Raw genomic sequence first — 15794 nt, forward strand, 5'->3', positions numbered from 1 at the left:
ACCCGCGGCTAGTCGAGCTGGCCTAGGGCGCGCAGACGCGCCCTACCCCGGGCAGCGGTCTGTGGATCGTCGGAAGCCGCGTCGGCCTTGGCCGACTCCGCGTCGATCTCGGACTCGAACTCGGCGGACTCCGCGAGGATCGTCACGCTCTCCTCGGTCACCGACAGGTAGCCGCCGTCGACCGCGATGCGCAGATCGTCCTCGCCCTCCCGCTCGACACGCACCATCGCGTCCTCGACCAGCTGTGCGACGAGCGGAATGTGGCGAGGCAGAATACCGATCTCACCCGACGTGGTGCGGGTGAAGACGAAGGTCGCCTTGCCCGACCAGATCTTGCGCTCGACGGCGACGATCTCGACGTCCAATTCGGCCATCTCACATCACCTTTCGCATACAGAGCTCAGAAGCTCAAGCCCGACGTTCTTCGCGCAAGCGCTCATCACAGCTTGGCGCCGAGGCTTTCGGCCTTCTTCGCCAGGTCGTCCAGGCCGCCGATCAGGAAGAACGCCTGCTCAGGCAGGTGGTCGAACTCGCCCTTGGCCAGCTTGTCGAACGCCTCGACGGTTTCCTTGAGCGGCACGGTCGAGCCGGGCTGACCGGTGAACTGCTCGGCAGCCATCATGTTCTGGCTCAGGAAGCGCTCGATCTTACGAGCCCGGTACACCAGGACCTTGTCCTCTTCGGAGAGCTCGTCGATACCGAGGATCGCGATGATGTCCTGAAGGTCCTTGTAGCGCTGCAGGATCCGGATGACTTCCTGGGCAACGCGGTAATGCTCGTCGCCAACGACGCTCGGGTGCAGGATCGTCGAGGACGAGGCCAGCGGATCCACCGCGGGGAAGATGCCCTTGGAGAACACCGCACGCGAGAGCTCGGTGGTGGCGTCCAGGTGGGCGAACGTGGTGGCCGGGGCCGGATCGGTGTAGTCGTCGGCGGGCACGTACACGGCCTGCATCGAGGTGATCGAGCGACCACGGGTCGAGGTGATGCGCTCCTGGAGCTCACCCATCTCGTCGGCCAGCGTCGGCTGGTAACCCACGGCCGAAGGCATACGACCGAGCAGGGTCGAGACCTCGGAACCGGCCTGGGTGAACCGGAAGATGTTGTCGATGAACAGCAGCACGTCCTGGCCCTGCTCATCGCGGAAGTACTCCGCCATGGTCAACGCCGACAGGGCGACGCGCATACGCGTGCCCGGCGGCTCGTCCATCTGACCGAACACCAATGCGGTGTCCTTGAGCACGTTGGCGTCCGCGAGCTCGACCCAGAGGTCGTTGCCCTCACGGGTGCGCTCCCCCACGCCGGCGAACACCGAGGTGCCACCGAAGTTACGGGCGATGCGGTTGATCATCTCCTGGATGAGCACGGTCTTGCCCACGCCGGCACCACCGAACAGGGCGATCTTGCCGCCACGCACGTACGGGGTCAGCAGGTCGACGACCTTCAGGCCGGTCTCGAGCATCTCGGTGCGAGGTTCCAGGTCCGCGAAGGCCGGTGGCTTGCGGTGGATCGACCAGTGCTCGAAGTCCTTGCCGTAGCCCGGCTCGTCGAGGCAGTCACCAAGTGCGTTGAAGACGTGACCCTTCACGCCGTCGCCGACCGGCACCGAGATGGAGGCGCCAGTGTCGCTGACCTCGACACCACGGACGAGTCCGTCGGTGGGCTGCATGGAGATGCAGCGGACCAGGTTGTCACCCAAGTGCTGAGCAACTTCCAGGGTCAGGGTCTTGGCGAGCGCACCGAAGGCGATGTCGGCGTGCAGCGCGTTGAACAGGTCAGGTACCGAACCACGCGGGAACTCCACGTCCACCACGGGTCCGGTGATGCGGACGACGCGTCCGGCGGTCTTCTCTGCGGTAGCAGTCATTTCCTCTTCGCTTCCCCTACGTGGACTATTTCGCGTCGGCGAGCGCGTTGGCGCCGCCGACGATTTCGCTGATTTCCTGGGTGATCTGCGCCTGACGCTCGCGGTTCGCCGCCAGCGTGAGCGCCTTGATCAAATCGTCGGCGTTGTCGGTCGCCGACTTCATGGCGCGACGCCGAGACGCCGACTCCGACGCCGCCGCCTCGAGCAGCGCCGCGTACACGCGGGTCGCGATGTAGCGCGGCAGCAGTGAGTCGAACAGCTCCTCGGCATTGGGCTCGAACGAGAAGAGCGTGTGCGGACCGGATTCCGCTTCGCCGACGTACTCGACGACCATCGGTGCGATCCGCAGTGCCGCGGCCGACTGCGACAGCATCGACTTGAACTCCGTCGAGACGATGTGCAGTTCGTCGACACCGAGGATGCCGTCGGCGCCCGCGTCGTCGCCGACATCGTCGACGCCGGACATGAACGCGCCCACCAGAGTGTCGGCGATCGCCTTCGCGTCGTCATAACTGGGCCGCTCGGAGAAGCCGGTCCACGACTCGGTGACAGTGCGTTGCCTGAAGCTGTAGTAACCCAACGCTTTCCGCCCGACGACGTAGAGCACCGGATTCTTGCCCTCATCCCGCAGCAGCGAGAACAGCTCCTCGGCGCGGCGCAGCACGTTTGCGTTGTAGCCGCCGCACAGACCACGGTCTGAGGACACCACCAGCACACCGGCCCGCTTGGGGTTCTCCCGCGCGACAAGCAGCGGGTGATCCAGCGCGCTGGCGCCCGCGAGTTCGGTGAGCATATTGGTGATCTCGGTGGCATAGGGCCGGGCCGCATTGACCCGGGCCTGCGCCTTGGCGATCCGCGACGTGGCGATCAGCTCCTGTGCCTTCGTGATCTTCTTGATCGACGAAGCGGATTTGATACGTCCGCGTAGCTCGCGAAGTGTGGCTGCCATTGGTTACCTAGTTCTTCTTCGGAGCCGGCTTACGGACCTTGACCGATTCCTTCTCCAGGTCCTCGGGGTCCAATGCCTCGGCCTCCTCGCCAACGACCACCGAGCTGCCGTCGGTTGCGGCGAAGCCCTTCTTGAAGTCGTTGATGACCGAAACCAGCTTCTGTTCGGCTTCTTCGGAGAGCTTCTTGGACTCCTTGATGCCGGTCAGGATGTCGCCGTGGCTGGCCTTCACATGCTCCAGGAACTCGGACTCGAAGCGCGAGACATCCTCGGCAGGAACCGAATCCAGGTGCCCCTGGGTGCCGAGGAAGATCGCGACAACCTGATCCTCGACCGCCATCGGGCTGTACTGGGCCTGCTTGAGCAGCTCGACCAGGCGCACACCGCGGTCCAGCTGAGCCTTCGAGGCGGCGTCCAGGTCCGAGGCGAAGGCCGCGAAGGCCTCCAGCTCGCGGTACTGCGACAGGTCCAGACGCAGCGAGCCCGCCACCTCTTTCATGGCCTTGATCTGAGCGGCACCGCCGACGCGGGACACCGACACACCGACGTTCACGGCCGGGCGCACACCCTGGTTGAACAGATCAGACTCCAGGAAGCACTGACCGTCGGTGATCGAGATGACGTTGGTCGGGATGAACGCCGAGATGTCGTTGGCCTTGGTCTCGATGATCGGCAGCCCCGTCATCGAACCGCCCCCGAGCTCGTCGGACAGCTTCGCGCAGCGCTCCAGCAGACGAGAGTGCAGGTAGAAGACGTCACCGGGGAAGGCCTCACGACCCGGCGGGCGACGCAGCAGCAGCGAGATCGCACGGTAGGCGTCGGCCTGCTTCGAAAGATCGTCGAACACGATCAGCACGTGCTTGCCGTTGTACATCCAGTGCTGGCCGATGGCCGAACCGGTGTAGGGCGCAAGCCATTTGAAGCCGGCGGCGTCGGAAGCCGGAGCGGCGACGATGGTGGTGTACTCCATCGCACCACCCTCTTCGAGGGCCCGCTTCACCGAAGCGATCGTGGTGCCCTTCTGGCCGATCGCAACGTAGACACAGCGCACCTGCTGGTTGGGATCGCCGGTCTCCCAGGCTTCGCGCTGGTTGAGGATGGTGTCGACGCACACGGCGGTCTTGCCCGTCTTGCGGTCACCAATGATCAGCTGACGCTGACCGCGGCCAATCGGGGTCATCGCGTCGATGGCCTTGATACCGGTCTGCAGCGGCTCACCGACACCCTGGCGCTGCACCACCGAAGGGGCCTGCAGTTCGAGTTCGCGGCGGCCCTCGGCCTCGATATCACCCTGACCGTCGATCGGCTGGCCGAGCGGGTTAATGACGCGGCCCAGGAAGGCGTCGCCGACCGGCACCGAGAGCACCTCATTGGTGCGCTTCACCTGCTGGCCCTCGGCGATCTTCTCGAACTCACCCAGGATGACCGCGCCGACGCTGTGCTCATCGAGGTTGAGCGCGACACCGAGCACGCCACCGGGGAACTCCAGCAGCTCCTGGGTCATCACCGAGGGCAGACCCTCGACGTGGGCGATGCCGTCGCCGGCGTCGATGACGGTGCCGATCTCCTCGCGCCCGGAATCCGCCTCGAAGCTCGAGACGTACTCCTGGACGGCGCCCTGGATGTCGTCAGCCGAGATTGTCAACTCTGCCATGGCTTTTCGTCTTCCTGCCTTTGTTTTGGGTCTTGGGGTTCGTGGGGCTGGTCGGTCGGCTAATCGGGCAGCCGGGTCACGGCTGCGGCCAGCCGTGAGGACAACGTCCCGTCGATCACCTCGTCGCCGACGGCGACCGAAAGGCCGCCCAGCACAGAGGGATCAACGTTCAGCTGCACCGACACAGGGTGGTTGTAGATCCGGGTCAGCACCTGGGTCAGTCGAGTGCGCTGCGCAGCGCTGAGCTCGGCAGCCGCACTCACGTGAGCGACGATCTCGCCACGACGGGCGACCGCAAGCTGGGCCAGCGCCAGCACGGCCTCGTCGGCTCGCTCGCCACGCACCAGGCTGATCGTCTGGACCAGCAGCGCGGTCGCGGTCGCATTTGCGCCGCTTCCGTCACCAAGGAGCTTGCGCAGCAACGCGACCCGGCCATCGGCAGGTGTCGTGTAGTCACCGAGCAAGGTGCTCAGCCGGGGCTGTTGGTCGAGAATGCGGGTGAAGCGGAAGAGCTGCTCTTCGACCTCGTCAGCCTGGTTGTCACGCTCGGCGCGAACCAGCAGGGCAAGCCGGGCGACGTGTTCGATGACGTCCACCAGATCCCCCGTGTGCGACCAGCGCACCGAAACGGCGGTCTCGAGAACATCCAGGGCGTTGGCCCCGATTTTGCCGTCCAGCAGCCGGTGCACCAGTTGCTTTTTGGCCTCGCCGTCACCGGAGGACTCGGCAAGGTGGCGAGCCAGGATCGGTTCACCGACCAACAGTCCGGCCACCGACGCAAGGTCATCGGCCAGCGTGGACAGGTCATCGGCAGACAACCCCGCCGACAGCGCGTCGAACTTCTCGACGACCGCTGCCTGCGCCTCGCGGCTGGCCGAGCGCAGATCCGAACCCGTTTCGGGGGCGAACGCCGCAGGCGCCATCGCATCCAGTTCGTCCAGGAACCGGTCGACCGTGGCCGACTGAGCCTGTGCGTCGGCGACGTGTGCACGCACCAACTCGCCCGCGCGCCGCACCGACTCGCTGCCGAGGTCCTGGCGAAGTTGGCGGATCAGCTGGGCGCGCAACAAGTGAACCTGTTGCCCGCCTTGAACTTTGATCCGCTCCACCTCGACATCGGCCTGCGCGCGAAGCTGCTCGACGATGCGCTCGGCATCGACGCGGGCCTCTTCGACGATGTGCTTGGCCTCGGCCTTGGCTTCGCCGACCCGCGCGGCGTGATGCTTATCGGCGTCAGCAAGCCGCGTTGCGGCCTTGGCGCTGTCGTCGAGCTGCGTACGCACCGTGTCCTTCTGATTGGCCATCATGCGTTTCACCGGCGGCACCACGTACCGCCAGATGATCGCCACGATGACCAGAAAGCCGATGAGCTGTCCGATGAAGGTTGACATGTCCTACCGTCCCGGCGCCGTTGTCGCCGACTCGCTGGTGACCTCAACACCCAGGACCCGGCTGGCAAGCGTCGCAGACAGCGCGTCCACCGACGACCTCAATTCGGTCGAGATGGCATCGCTCTGCAACTTGAGCTCGTTGGCCGCCTGCTGCAGCGTTGCCGCTGCTTCCTCGCTGGCGCGGCCCTTGTGCTCATCGAGGATCTTGCGACCCTCTGCCCTGGCCTCGTCACGGATGCCCGACGCCGCACCGCGGGCCGTGGCCATCTCCTTGCGGTAATCGGAGTCGGCTGCGGCCTCGAACTCGTTGGCCTTGCGGTTGTCCTCGGTGGTCTTGGCGACCATCTTCTCGCGCTCACCGAGCACCTTCTGGATCGGCGGCACGACAAACTTGCCGATCACGCCCAGCACGATCAAGAAGATGGCCAGTACGAAGAAGAAGGTGCCGTTGGGGACGAGGAAGTTCTGGGTGCCACCAGCACTTCCTTCTTGACCGGCCGCCAACAGGGTGACGCTGTGCTCCCCCATGCGTACTAGGAAGCGCCAGGCGTGGCGAACACGAACAGGGCCATGAACGCCAGGTTGATGAAGTACGCCGCCTCCACCAGACCAACGGTGATGAAGAACGGTGTGAACAGCCGGCCTTGGGCCTCAGGCTGGCGGGCGATGCCCGAGATCAGGGCGTTACCGGCGATGCCGTCACCGATGCCGGCGCCGATGGCGCCGCCGCCCAGGATGAGCCCGCCGCCGATCAGGGCGCCGGCGACGATGGTGGGGTCTGCCATTCCTTATCCTCCTTGATTGCTGGTAGGACTCCTACCAGGCTGTGGGTGGTTCGGGGGTCGAACACGTCTTTTAGTGGTGGTCTTCTTCCAGTTCCATGGACTGGCTGAAGTAGAGAATCGTCAACAGCGCGAAGATGAACGCCTGGATCAGGCCGACGAACAAGTCGAACGTCTTCCAGATCGCGTTGGGCGCCCACATGATGTACGGCGGGAACAGCGCGATCAGCGCGACCATGATGCCGCCGGCGAAGATGTTGCCGAAAAGTCGGAGCGACAGCGAGATCGGCTTGGCGATCTCCTCGACCAGGTTGATCGGGGCGAGGAACGCGACGTGGCCCTTCAGCACCTTCACCGGGTGGCCCAGGATGCCGCGGCGCCAGATACCTGCCGCGTGGTAGCAGAGGAACACGAACAGCGCGAGTGCCAGCACGAAGTTGATATCGGCGGCCGGCGGCTTCAACAGCTCGTGGGTGGCGCCGTCCGCGGTACCGTACTGCACCGGCAGCACCGAGATCCAGTTGGCGATCAGGATGAAGATGAACAGCGTCACGGCCAGCGGTAGCACGAACGGAGCGACCTTCATGCCGATCGCCGACTCGATCTGGCCGCGCATCTGAGTGGTCAGGGTCTCCCAGAGCAGCTGCACACCGCTGGGCACACCCGTGGACGTCACCTTGGCGCGCAGCACGAAGGCCAGGGCGATGACAATGGCACCGGCAATCGCCGTCGCCAAAACCGTGTCGGTGTTCACCGTCAGCCCGAGCCACTCGGCTGTGGGGTGATGGCCGACCTCGATGGCGGCCTCGGCGAGGATTCGTTCACTCATCGTGCGTTCAATCCTTCGGTGCTTCGTCTGCGGAGCCAGCAGCCCCGGGAGGTGTCGTGATGTCAGACGCGTCGTGTTCGTCTCCGGTGCGAATCTTCTTCCACACCGGCAACGCCGTGCTCAAAACCAGCAGAACTTGGAACAACGCCAAGCCGAAAAGCACGCCGAGCCCGAGCGGGCGGAAAAGAATCGCGATGGTCAGCCCGACCACCGTAATCACCAGCAGCCGGGTGGCGGAGTTCAGGGCCATCTTGCGCTTGAGGGGGTGATCGCCGGCGGTGATCGACTCCACCGACCGCTGCACGAGCACCGCATTGAGCAGACCCAGCGCTAAGCCGATGCCGAAGAAGACGCCGAACATCAAGTAGGGGCCGACCGTCGCGGCCACAATGATCACGAGCGCCGTCAGCGCGGCACAGATCGCGAGCAGCCGAACGGGCCGGAAGGCAACGGACGGAAACACCAACGGCGCATCTTGCGCTGGTGTCGTCACAGGTTCACCTCAATCTTGCGTTCGCGAGAGCCGGTCGAGCGATTTCTGCGTGCTGGCCCGCCGAGCGTATCGGAGGGCGACAGGCGCGCTGGAATCACCCAAGGGGCAGCTCCCTTTGTCGGTCGTAAATCGGCTCCGATCGGGCGTGACTCCGATGGGCCGGGCCGGCAACCCGCGAGGTTTCTTCGGGTTCTGCGAGCACCGTACCACATGGTAGACGGCAGAAAACACGTCTACTACTTACTGTCGTAAAGTCCCTCGTAATCATCGTCGCGGCGACGTAACAGCGGGATCAGAGTGACCACGACGGCCACCACGATCGCGGCCAGCATGACCGCTCCGGTGTAGCGCGGATCGAAGAAGATGGTGGCCGCCGCGCCGAACGCGATGATGCCCACCCATAGGTAGATCAGCAGCACGGCGCGGCGGTGCGAGTGCCCGATCTGGAGCAGTCGGTGGTGCAGATGCATCTTGTCGGGGCTCAGCGGACTGCGGCCGGCACGGGTGCGCCGCACGATGGCCAGCAGCGTATCCAGGGCAGGCACCAGCATGACCGCGATCACCAGCAGGAACGGCGACAGCAGAGCGAAGACGTCCCGCGCGCCGTAAGCGCTCTGCGAGATCGGGCCCGCCGCGGTGGTGGACGCCGCGGCCAGCATCAGGCCGACGAGCATCGAACCGGAGTCGCCCATGAAGATCTTGGCGCGATAGAAATTGTGCGGCAGGAACCCCAGACACGCGCCGGCCAACACCACCGAGATCACCGCCGGCGGGTAGAACAACACGTCGCCGCCATGGTCACGCAGCAGGCCGACCGAGAATATGCAGATGGCCATGGCGGTGATCAGCCCCAGGCCGGCGGCCAGCCCGTCGAGGCCATCGACGAAGTTCATCGCGTTGACGATCGACACCGTCAGCGCGAGGGTCAGCAGGATCGATGAGACCTGGTCCAGCACGATCGTGCCGACCCCGCCGATCGGGATGTACAACACGCTCCACGCGACACCCATGGTGACCAGGACGCTGGCCGCGGTGATCTGCCCGGCGAACTTCGTCAGCGCATCCAGACCCCAGCGGTCGTCGATCAGCCCGATTCCCATGATCAGGCCACCGGCGACCACGACCGCAGGCATCCCCGAGGAGTAGATGAAGCCGCGGGCCAACGCCGGCAGCTGAGAGGCCAAGAAGACCGCGGTGACCACGCCCATGTACATGGCCAGCCCGCCCATGCGCGGGGTCGGCTTGATGTGCACGTCCCGCTCACGGGGGTACGCCACCGCTCCCAGGCGGGTGGCCAGCACGCGAACCCAGCCGGTGGCGAAGTAGGTGATGATCGCGGCGGTCAAGCCGACAAGAGCCAACTCACGCAACGGAACACCGGCGCCGCGGTCAGCGAGCGCGAGCGCCGTGGAGCCGGTGGGCAGGAGCGAAGCGACCGGGGGAACAACCACTGCGAGGAGTTCAGCCATCGGCCGTCAGGGATGCGACGTCGGTGCCGAGGACCTCGGCGATGGCCGCGGCGCTGACCGGGCCCTCCCGCAGCAGCCGCGGGGTCGAGCCGGTCAGGTCGACGATCGTGGAGGCGGCCTGCTCCGGGGACGGCCCGGCGTCCAGATACACCTGAACCTGATCGGCGAGCTGGCGCTGCGCTTCCTCGGATGTCGTGGCCGCCGGACGCCCGGAGAGGTTGGCGCTGGACACCGCCATCGGGCCGGTCTCGCGCAGCAGTTCGATCGCCACCGGGTGCAGCGGCATCCGCAGCATGACGGTCCCCCGCGCGTCACCGAGGTCCCATTGCAGCGAGGGCGCTTGCTGGACAACCAGGCTCAGCGCGCCGGGCCAGAAAGCGCGGATCAATTCGCGGGCGCTGTGCGGAACCGAGTACACCAGGCCGTCGATGGTGTGCCAGGAGCCCACCAGTACACCGACCGGCATGTCGCGGCCGCGGCCCTTGGCTGCCAGCAGCGCGGCGACTGCCTCGTTGTCGAAAGCGTCGGCACCGATGCCATACACCGTGTCGGTGGGCATCACGACCAGTCGGCCGCTCTTGACCGCGGCGGCGGCCGCGGAGATGGCCTCGGCGCGCCGGCTGGCGTCGGCGCAGTCGAACACCTGGGTCACGCTGGCTCCTTTGTCCGGCAGGCAGTCACGAACCGGGGTCGGCCCGCCAGATCGCGATGTGGGGTTATTGCGTTGAAACACTTTGTGCTGCTTATAGTTTCGACCGTTTGATCCGATGTGGTGTCGTCGTGTTCGACGGCGAACAGGCCACCCGGCTTGAGCCAGTCGGCGGCGAACCGCGCGATCGGTGCGATCACGGCCATGCCGTCGTCGCCACCGAACAATGCGTGTGCCGGGTCATGGTCGGCCACTTCAGGATCCAGCACTGCCCCGGCAGGGATATAAGGCGGATTGGACACCACGAGGTCGACGCTACCGCGCAGGTCTGTGAGCAGCCCGGGGACTGTGACGTCGGCCCGCACCAATTCGACGGTCGTCGATTCGGCGTTGCGGCGCGCGTAGTCCAGCGCGGTGGCGTCGTCGTCGACGGCGATCACCCGCGCCCGCGGCCAGTGCGTCCCCAGGGCGATGGCCAGCGCACCGGATCCGGTGCACAGGTCGACGATCACCGCCTGCTCGGGCAGTCGTTGGGCCAGTGCCCATTCCAGCAGGGCCTCGGTCTCCGGGCGCGGGATGAACACCCCGGGCCCGACCAGCAGCTCCAGCGGGCCGAACGCCGCTGAGCCGGTGAGGTGTTGCAGCGGGATCCGGCTGCACCGGGCGCCGATCACCTCGTCGTAGCGGGTGAAGAAGTCGGCATCGGGCTCGTCGATCGCGACCAGCCGGCCGCGGTCGACGCCGGCCAGGTGGGCAGCCAGCAGCTCGGCATCGGTACGCGCCGAGTCGATGCCCGCCTCGGCGAGGGCGGCGGTGGCCAGATCGATGGCCTGCCGCAGCGCGGTCATGCCTGCTGCAGCCTTGCCTGCTTGTCGGCCTCAGCCAGTGCGTCCAGTAGTGGATCGAGGTCGCCGTCGAGCACCTGGTCCAGGTTGTGCGCCTTGAAATTGATCCGGTGATCGGCGATCCGGTTCTCCGGGAAGTTGTAAGTGCGAATTCGCTCGCTGCGGTCGACGGTGCGGATCTGGCTGGCCCGGTCGGCCGACGCGTCAGCCGAGGCCTGTTCTTCGGCCAATGCCTGCAGGCGCGCAGCCAGCACGATCATCGCGCGAGCTTTGTTCTGCAGCTGCGAGCGCTCGTTCTGACAGGTCACGACGATACCGGTGGGCAGGTGCGTGATCCGGACCGCGGAGTCGGTGGTGTTGACGCCCTGACCGCCCTTGCCCGACGAGCGGTAGACGTCGATGCGCAGGTCGGACTCATCGATCTGGACAGCTTCGACATCTTCGGGCTCGGGATAGACCAGAACGCCGGCGGCGGAGGTGTGCACCCGGCCCTGCGACTCGGTGACCGGCACGCGCTGGACGCGGTGCACGCCGCCTTCGAACTTCATCCGCGACCACACGCCGTCGGCGGAGTCACCCTTGCTGCGGATGGACAGCGTGGCGTCCTTGTAGCCGCCGAGATCGGACGTGGTCTCGTCGAGCATGGTGACCGTCCAGCCGTGACGCTCGGCATAACGCATATACATCCGAGCCAGGTCCGCGGCGAACAGTGCCGACTCTTCCCCACCCTCACCGGATTTCACCTCGAGGACGATGTCGTCGGCGTCGTGCGGATCACGCGGGGCCAGCAGATCGGTGAGGTGTGCGTCGAGCTCGGCGACCTTGGCCTCCAGTTCGGGCACCTCGGCGGCGAAGGACGCGTCCTCGGCGGCCAGCTCGCGGGCGGCTTCGAGGTCTCCGCGCGCGGTGTCCAGCCTGCGATAGGCCGTGACGATCGGCGCCAGCTGAGCGAAGCGCCGGCCCACCCGGCGGGCATTGCCCGCGTCGTTGTGCAGCGCGGGATCGGACAGCTGACGTTCGAGGTCGGCGTGTTCGGTCAGCGCCGCTTCAACCGTCGCCCCGGCTGAATCCCGGGTCGCTTCGCTCCTGCCCTCCGGCGCCATCTCCGCTCCCCTCCTCTCCTGGTCAGCTGGGCCCAAACGCAAACCGACGCCCGGCCTGCGCACGTGGCGGCAGAGCGGGCGTCGGTAAGGCAGCTACTTGTCGGCCGACTCGCCGGTCTTGCGCTTTCCGTAGCGCTTCTCGAAGCGGGCCACGCGGCCGCCGCTGTCGAGGATCTTCTGCTTGCCGGTGTAGAACGGGTGGCACTGCGAGCACACCTCGACGGTGATGTGGCCGCCGTCCTTGGTGCTGCGAGTGGTGAAGGAGTTGCCACAGCCGCAGACCACGTTGGTCTCGGCGTAGGCGGGATGAATCCCTGTTTTCATGGTGTCCTCTACATTCGGTGGTCGCCGGGTCGCCCTAGGAATTTTCCCTGGTAATCGAGCGTGAACCGGTACCTGAGGTGGTCGACGATCCAGTATGCCAGGTTGACCGTCACCAGCCCAAACGCGTCACTGTCCCCGGCTATTCCGCCGGGCCCGTGGTGTAGCTCCGGCCCCGCGCGGCACGCGTCCAGACCACGCCCACGCCGGGGTGCGTACCGCGGGCGACGAGCTCGCGCTTGAGCACCTTGTTGGTGGCGGTAGCCGGCAGTTCGTCGGCAATCCAGACGTGCCGGGGCCAGGCCTTGGGCGACAGGTCGGACTGCTCGGCTAGGAACTCGGCGAGGTCCGCTGGGCTGAGCTGAGCACCGTCGGCGAGCACGATCGCCGCCATCACCTGGTCTCCCACGTGCTCGTCGGGCACCGGGTACACCGCGACCTGACTGACCTGCGGCAGCCGCTGGATGATGCGCTCGATCGGCGCGGCGGCCATGTTCTCGCCATCCACCCGCATCCAGTCCGCAGTACGCCCGGCCAGGAAGATCCAGCCGTCCGCGTCGCGGTAGCCGAGGTCACCGGACCAGTACATGCCGTACCGCAGGCGTTCGTCGGTGGCGTTGCTGTCGTTGTAGTAGCCACCGAACATGCCCCCACCAGTGGTGTTGACGATCTCGCCGATCGCTTCATCGGGGTTGGCCAGCGCGCCGCTTTCGTCGAAAACGGCTGTGGCGCATTCCATTCGGGTCTCCGAGTCGTAAATGGCCACGCCGGGAAAGCCCCGACCGACCGAGCCGGGCGGGCAGTCGTCCTCACGGGTGATGATCACCGCACCCTCGGTGGAGCCGAATCCGTCCCACACCGCGCACCCGAAGCGGCGGCTGAATTCGGCGATATCGCGGTCGGTGGCCTCGTTGCCGAAGGCGACCCGCAGCGGGTTGTCGTGATCGTCGGGTTGTTCGGCCGTCGCCAGCACGTAGGCCAGCGGCTTGCCCACGTAGTTCATGTAGGTGGCCCCGTAGCGGCGCAGATCAGCCAGCAGGCCGGAGGCCGTGAACGACGCCGGCGCCATCGCCGCCCCGGCATTGAGCGCCACCGCCCAGCCGGCCATCAACGCGTTGGAATGGAACAGCGGCATCGACAGGTAGCAAACGTCGGAGGCCGTGATCGCGAACCGGTCGACCAGCGCGACGCCGGCGAAGGGAACCATCATGTGGGCGACCTGGACCGCTTTGGGCTCACCGCTGGTGCCAGAGGTGAAGATCAGCATGAACGTGTCGGTGGCGGTGACTTCCCGGTGCGGGGTCAGCTCGCCAGCCCCCGCCAGCAGCGCCGACCATTCGTCGGAGTCGACGTCGAACACCCGGACTCCCGGCAGCTCAAGCCCCTCGAGCAGCTGGCGATCGGCCGAATCGGTGAGCAGGATCTGACAGTCGGCCTTGACGATATCGCGCGCCAGGGCTGCGCCGCGGCGGGTGTTGTTGACCCCGCACAGCACGTATCCACCGAGGCCAGCCGCCGCCATGGCGGTGAGCATCGCGGGGGTATTGCCCAGCAGCGTTCCCACATGCAGCGGGCGATCCGGGTCGGCGATCGCGATCAGCGCGGCCGCCTGCCGGGCAGCCTCGTCAAGATGTTCGCGCCAGGTCCACACCCGCTCGCCGAACTTCACCGCCGGGGTGGATTCGTCGCGACGCTCGCGGAGCAGCTGCTGGACCGTCTCGGCCACGGATCCCCCGTCTCTCGTCATCTTTCGCATCAACCCGCGCCGTCGCGGTGCCTTAGGTCACAATAGAAGCGCAGGGTAAACAGAATGACAAATCTGTCTACCCATGCAGCGGGACCACCGCGGATCCGGGTTTGGAAGGATGTCCGCATCGGGACTGTCGCGTCGATACGAGGAGGACCACGAAGGTGACTGCCAGCACCGACGCCGACAGCCGGCACGGGGCCAAATCCGTCCAGGAGCGACTGGTCGACGCCGCCGAAGTCTGTCTGCGAGCCAAAGGCATCCGGGCGACGACGGTATCCGAGGTCGCCGAGGCGGCCGGGGTATCACGCGGCTGGCTCTACCGGCACTACCCCGACAAGGCGTCCCTGCTCGGCGCGGCGATCGTGCGCCTCAACAACGCGTTCTGGGCCGAGTCGCACCAGGTGCTGGATGGGCTTGGCACCTTCGAGGAGCAATTGACCGTCGGCGTGCGACTGGGCCGCAGCGCCTACGACTCCCCTGGCGCTCTGGTGATGCAGCTGCGCCGCGATGAGCCCGAGGAATTCGCGGCCTGCGCCGGCGCCGGCGTTCAGGGCCTGGTGCCCGATCTCGGCCGGTTCTGGCAGCCCTATTTGGAGGCGGCGCGCGACCGGGGCGAAATCCACGCCGAGACGCAACTCGACGAGGCCGCCGAGTGGGTGGCCAGGGTTCAGATCAGCCTCGGCACTGTTCCCGGCGAGACCCTGGACCCCGACGACCACGCCGCGGTGCTGCGGTACATGCGCCGATATGTGTTGCCCGGCCTGCGTGTTGCGCCAGCGGCGCAATAAGCCTGCGCACCGAAAAACACTGGGCGCCAAGCGCTGTCATGATCTGGTCGCAGTGTCGGGTGCCCGCCTGACAGAATGTCGCACATGGGCACATTAAGCCGCCGGGGGGCGGTATTGGTCGCGGCTTTGGCCATCGGGCTCACCGCGTGTGGCGGGTCCAATAGCACGAATGCCACCACCACCGGGACCACCAAGGCCGCCGCGACGTCGGCGAGTGCTAACGCATCACCGACGACAGCGGCACCGACCAGCGGGGTCTCCGACAAACAGAAGTACTCGGTCACCCGCTCCACTGCCGGGGATGCCACCACGGACGGTAAGGGCCGCTGGACGCTGGTCGTCGACACCATTACCGGCGGTAACCCGCAGGTCGCGGGGGCCTTCAACAGTGCGGTGCATGCGTCGGCGGCCGGGCAGCTCGAACCGGTCAAAAACGGTGCCGACCCGGACGGGACGTGGACGTTCGAGACTCAACCGCAGATCTATTTCGGCGGCGCATCGGTGTCGGAACTGATCAGCGGTCTCTACGTGCATGTGCCGTCGGCGCATCCGAGCAGCTATGTCAGCACCGTGGTGATCGACTCGCGGTCGGCGAAGCCGATCACGCTGGCGGATCTGTTCACCGATAAGCAGGCCGGCTTGAATCGGCTGTCGGAGCAGACGAAGGCCTTGCTGCCAGGGGTGACCGGAGTCGGGCCGACACCGATGGCCGACGAGCCGGGCAATGCGCCAACGGAAGCGAACTTCGCCAACTGGATCCCCACGCCCGACGGTCTGGAGATCCACTTCGCCGACTACCAGTTCTTCCACGGGACGCCGACCATCACGGTGCCCTGGTCGGCCCTGGACGGCCTGCTGGCGCCCGGGATGGACGCCCTGCGGACGTAGTCCGCAGGATTTCGGC

The 15794-nt window shown here is 66.4% G+C and carries 17 protein-coding genes; 2 read left to right on the plus strand and 15 right to left on the minus strand.

Annotated elements, in window-relative coordinates; genetic code table 11:
- Positions 1 to 8: 8 nt before the first annotated feature.
- From G6N38_RS03210 to fadD1, 15 genes are all read right to left on the minus strand, one after another.
- The gene (locus G6N38_RS03210; RefSeq protein WP_163746222.1) at positions 9 to 374 is read right to left on the minus strand and encodes a F0F1 ATP synthase subunit epsilon; all 366 of its coding nucleotides are present in this window, start codon (positions 372 to 374) and stop codon (positions 9 to 11) included.
- Positions 375 to 439: 65 nt separating this feature from the next.
- On the minus strand, positions 440 to 1867 hold the full coding sequence (gene atpD, locus G6N38_RS03215) for a F0F1 ATP synthase subunit beta (RefSeq protein WP_108056938.1): 1428 nt from the start codon (positions 1865 to 1867) through the stop codon (positions 440 to 442).
- A gap of 25 nt (positions 1868 to 1892) precedes the next feature.
- A complete protein-coding gene (locus tag G6N38_RS03220) occupies positions 1893 to 2816 on the minus strand; it encodes a F0F1 ATP synthase subunit gamma (RefSeq protein ID WP_163746223.1) in 924 nt (307 codons plus the stop codon).
- A gap of 7 nt (positions 2817 to 2823) precedes the next feature.
- Entirely contained in the window at positions 2824 to 4470 is a 1647-nt protein-coding gene (gene atpA / locus G6N38_RS03225) for a F0F1 ATP synthase subunit alpha (protein WP_163746224.1), read from the minus strand.
- Positions 4471 to 4529: 59 nt separating this feature from the next.
- Positions 4530 to 5861 (minus strand): F0F1 ATP synthase subunit B/delta, encoded by a 1332-nt coding sequence (locus G6N38_RS03230; RefSeq protein WP_163746225.1) that lies wholly within the window; start codon positions 5859 to 5861, stop codon positions 4530 to 4532.
- 3 nt (positions 5862 to 5864) lie between these two features.
- Positions 5865 to 6389 (minus strand): F0F1 ATP synthase subunit B, encoded by a 525-nt coding sequence (locus G6N38_RS03235; protein WP_163746226.1) that lies wholly within the window; start codon positions 6387 to 6389, stop codon positions 5865 to 5867.
- 5 nt (positions 6390 to 6394) lie between these two features.
- Positions 6395 to 6646, minus strand: a complete 252-nt coding sequence (locus G6N38_RS03240; protein ID WP_005148260.1) for a F0F1 ATP synthase subunit C — start codon at positions 6644 to 6646, stop codon at positions 6395 to 6397.
- 70 nt (positions 6647 to 6716) lie between these two features.
- Positions 6717 to 7472 carry a F0F1 ATP synthase subunit A gene (gene atpB, locus G6N38_RS03245; protein ID WP_163746227.1) on the minus strand — a complete coding sequence of 252 codons (756 nt, stop codon included), beginning with the start codon at positions 7470 to 7472 and terminating at the stop codon, positions 6717 to 6719.
- Between the two features lie 7 nt (positions 7473 to 7479).
- Positions 7480 to 7965 carry an ATP synthase subunit I gene (locus tag G6N38_RS03250; RefSeq protein ID WP_163746228.1) on the minus strand — a complete coding sequence of 162 codons (486 nt, stop codon included), beginning with the start codon at positions 7963 to 7965 and terminating at the stop codon, positions 7480 to 7482.
- Between the two features lie 236 nt (positions 7966 to 8201).
- Complete coding sequence (locus G6N38_RS03255) at positions 8202 to 9416, minus strand: glycosyltransferase family 4 protein (RefSeq protein WP_163746229.1); 1215 nt, start codon at positions 9414 to 9416, stop codon at positions 8202 to 8204.
- A gap of 10 nt (positions 9417 to 9426) precedes the next feature.
- Positions 9427 to 10086 carry an L-threonylcarbamoyladenylate synthase gene (locus G6N38_RS03260; RefSeq protein ID WP_163746230.1) on the minus strand — a complete coding sequence of 220 codons (660 nt, stop codon included), beginning with the start codon at positions 10084 to 10086 and terminating at the stop codon, positions 9427 to 9429.
- Positions 10083 to 10931 carry a peptide chain release factor N(5)-glutamine methyltransferase gene (gene prmC, locus G6N38_RS03265; RefSeq protein WP_163746231.1) on the minus strand — a complete coding sequence of 283 codons (849 nt, stop codon included), beginning with the start codon at positions 10929 to 10931 and terminating at the stop codon, positions 10083 to 10085. The genes G6N38_RS03260 and prmC overlap by 4 nt, the downstream gene beginning before the upstream one ends.
- Entirely contained in the window at positions 10928 to 12031 is a 1104-nt protein-coding gene (gene prfA, locus G6N38_RS03270) for a peptide chain release factor 1 (protein ID WP_163746232.1), read from the minus strand. The genes prmC and prfA overlap by 4 nt, the downstream gene beginning before the upstream one ends.
- A gap of 93 nt (positions 12032 to 12124) precedes the next feature.
- Positions 12125 to 12355: a 50S ribosomal protein L31 gene (rpmE, locus tag G6N38_RS03275; protein WP_163746233.1), complete on the minus strand. Its 231-nt coding sequence runs from the start codon at positions 12353 to 12355 to the stop codon at positions 12125 to 12127.
- 139 nt (positions 12356 to 12494) lie between these two features.
- Positions 12495 to 14078: a fatty-acid--CoA ligase FadD1 gene (fadD1, locus tag G6N38_RS03280; RefSeq protein WP_163746234.1), complete on the minus strand. Its 1584-nt coding sequence runs from the start codon at positions 14076 to 14078 to the stop codon at positions 12495 to 12497.
- 185 nt (positions 14079 to 14263) lie between these two features.
- On the opposite strand from fadD1, the gene G6N38_RS03285 reads away from it, so the two are divergent.
- Entirely contained in the window at positions 14264 to 14890 is a 627-nt protein-coding gene (locus tag G6N38_RS03285; RefSeq protein WP_163746235.1) for a TetR/AcrR family transcriptional regulator, read from the plus strand.
- Between the two features lie 84 nt (positions 14891 to 14974).
- Positions 14975 to 15778 carry an RsiV family protein gene (locus G6N38_RS03290; protein WP_163746236.1) on the plus strand — a complete coding sequence of 268 codons (804 nt, stop codon included), beginning with the start codon at positions 14975 to 14977 and terminating at the stop codon, positions 15776 to 15778.
- Positions 15779 to 15794 lie beyond the last annotated feature (16 nt).

The organism is Mycolicibacterium helvum, assembly GCF_010731895.1.
GTDB lineage: Bacteria > Actinomycetota > Actinomycetes > Mycobacteriales > Mycobacteriaceae > Mycobacterium > Mycobacterium helvum.

Excerpts from the sequence above, each read along its gene's own strand:
- G6N38_RS03210 (WP_163746222.1), bottom strand. The coding sequence starts at position 374 with ATGGCCGAATTGGACGTCGAGATCGTCGCCGTCGAGCGCAAGATCTGG.
- atpD (WP_108056938.1), bottom strand. The coding sequence starts at position 1,867 with ATGACTGCTACCGCAGAGAAGACCGCCGGACGCGTCGTCCGCATCACC.
- G6N38_RS03220 (WP_163746223.1), bottom strand. The coding sequence starts at position 2,816 with ATGGCAGCCACACTTCGCGAGCTACGCGGACGTATCAAATCCGCTTCG.
- atpA (WP_163746224.1), bottom strand. The coding sequence starts at position 4,470 with ATGGCAGAGTTGACAATCTCGGCTGACGACATCCAGGGCGCCGTCCAG.
- G6N38_RS03230 (WP_163746225.1), bottom strand. The coding sequence starts at position 5,861 with ATGTCAACCTTCATCGGACAGCTCATCGGCTTTCTGGTCATCGTGGCG.
- G6N38_RS03235 (WP_163746226.1), bottom strand. The coding sequence starts at position 6,389 with ATGGGGGAGCACAGCGTCACCCTGTTGGCGGCCGGTCAAGAAGGAAGT.
- G6N38_RS03240 (WP_005148260.1), bottom strand. The coding sequence starts at position 6,646 with ATGGCAGACCCCACCATCGTCGCCGGCGCCCTGATCGGCGGCGGGCTC.
- atpB (WP_163746227.1), bottom strand. The coding sequence starts at position 7,472 with ATGAGTGAACGAATCCTCGCCGAGGCCGCCATCGAGGTCGGCCATCAC.
- prmC (WP_163746231.1), bottom strand. The coding sequence starts at position 10,931 with ATGACCGCGCTGCGGCAGGCCATCGATCTGGCCACCGCCGCCCTCGCC.
- prfA (WP_163746232.1), bottom strand. The coding sequence starts at position 12,031 with ATGGCGCCGGAGGGCAGGAGCGAAGCGACCCGGGATTCAGCCGGGGCG.
- rpmE (WP_163746233.1), bottom strand. The coding sequence starts at position 12,355 with ATGAAAACAGGGATTCATCCCGCCTACGCCGAGACCAACGTGGTCTGC.
- G6N38_RS03290 (WP_163746236.1), top strand. The coding sequence starts at position 14,975 with ATGGGCACATTAAGCCGCCGGGGGGCGGTATTGGTCGCGGCTTTGGCC.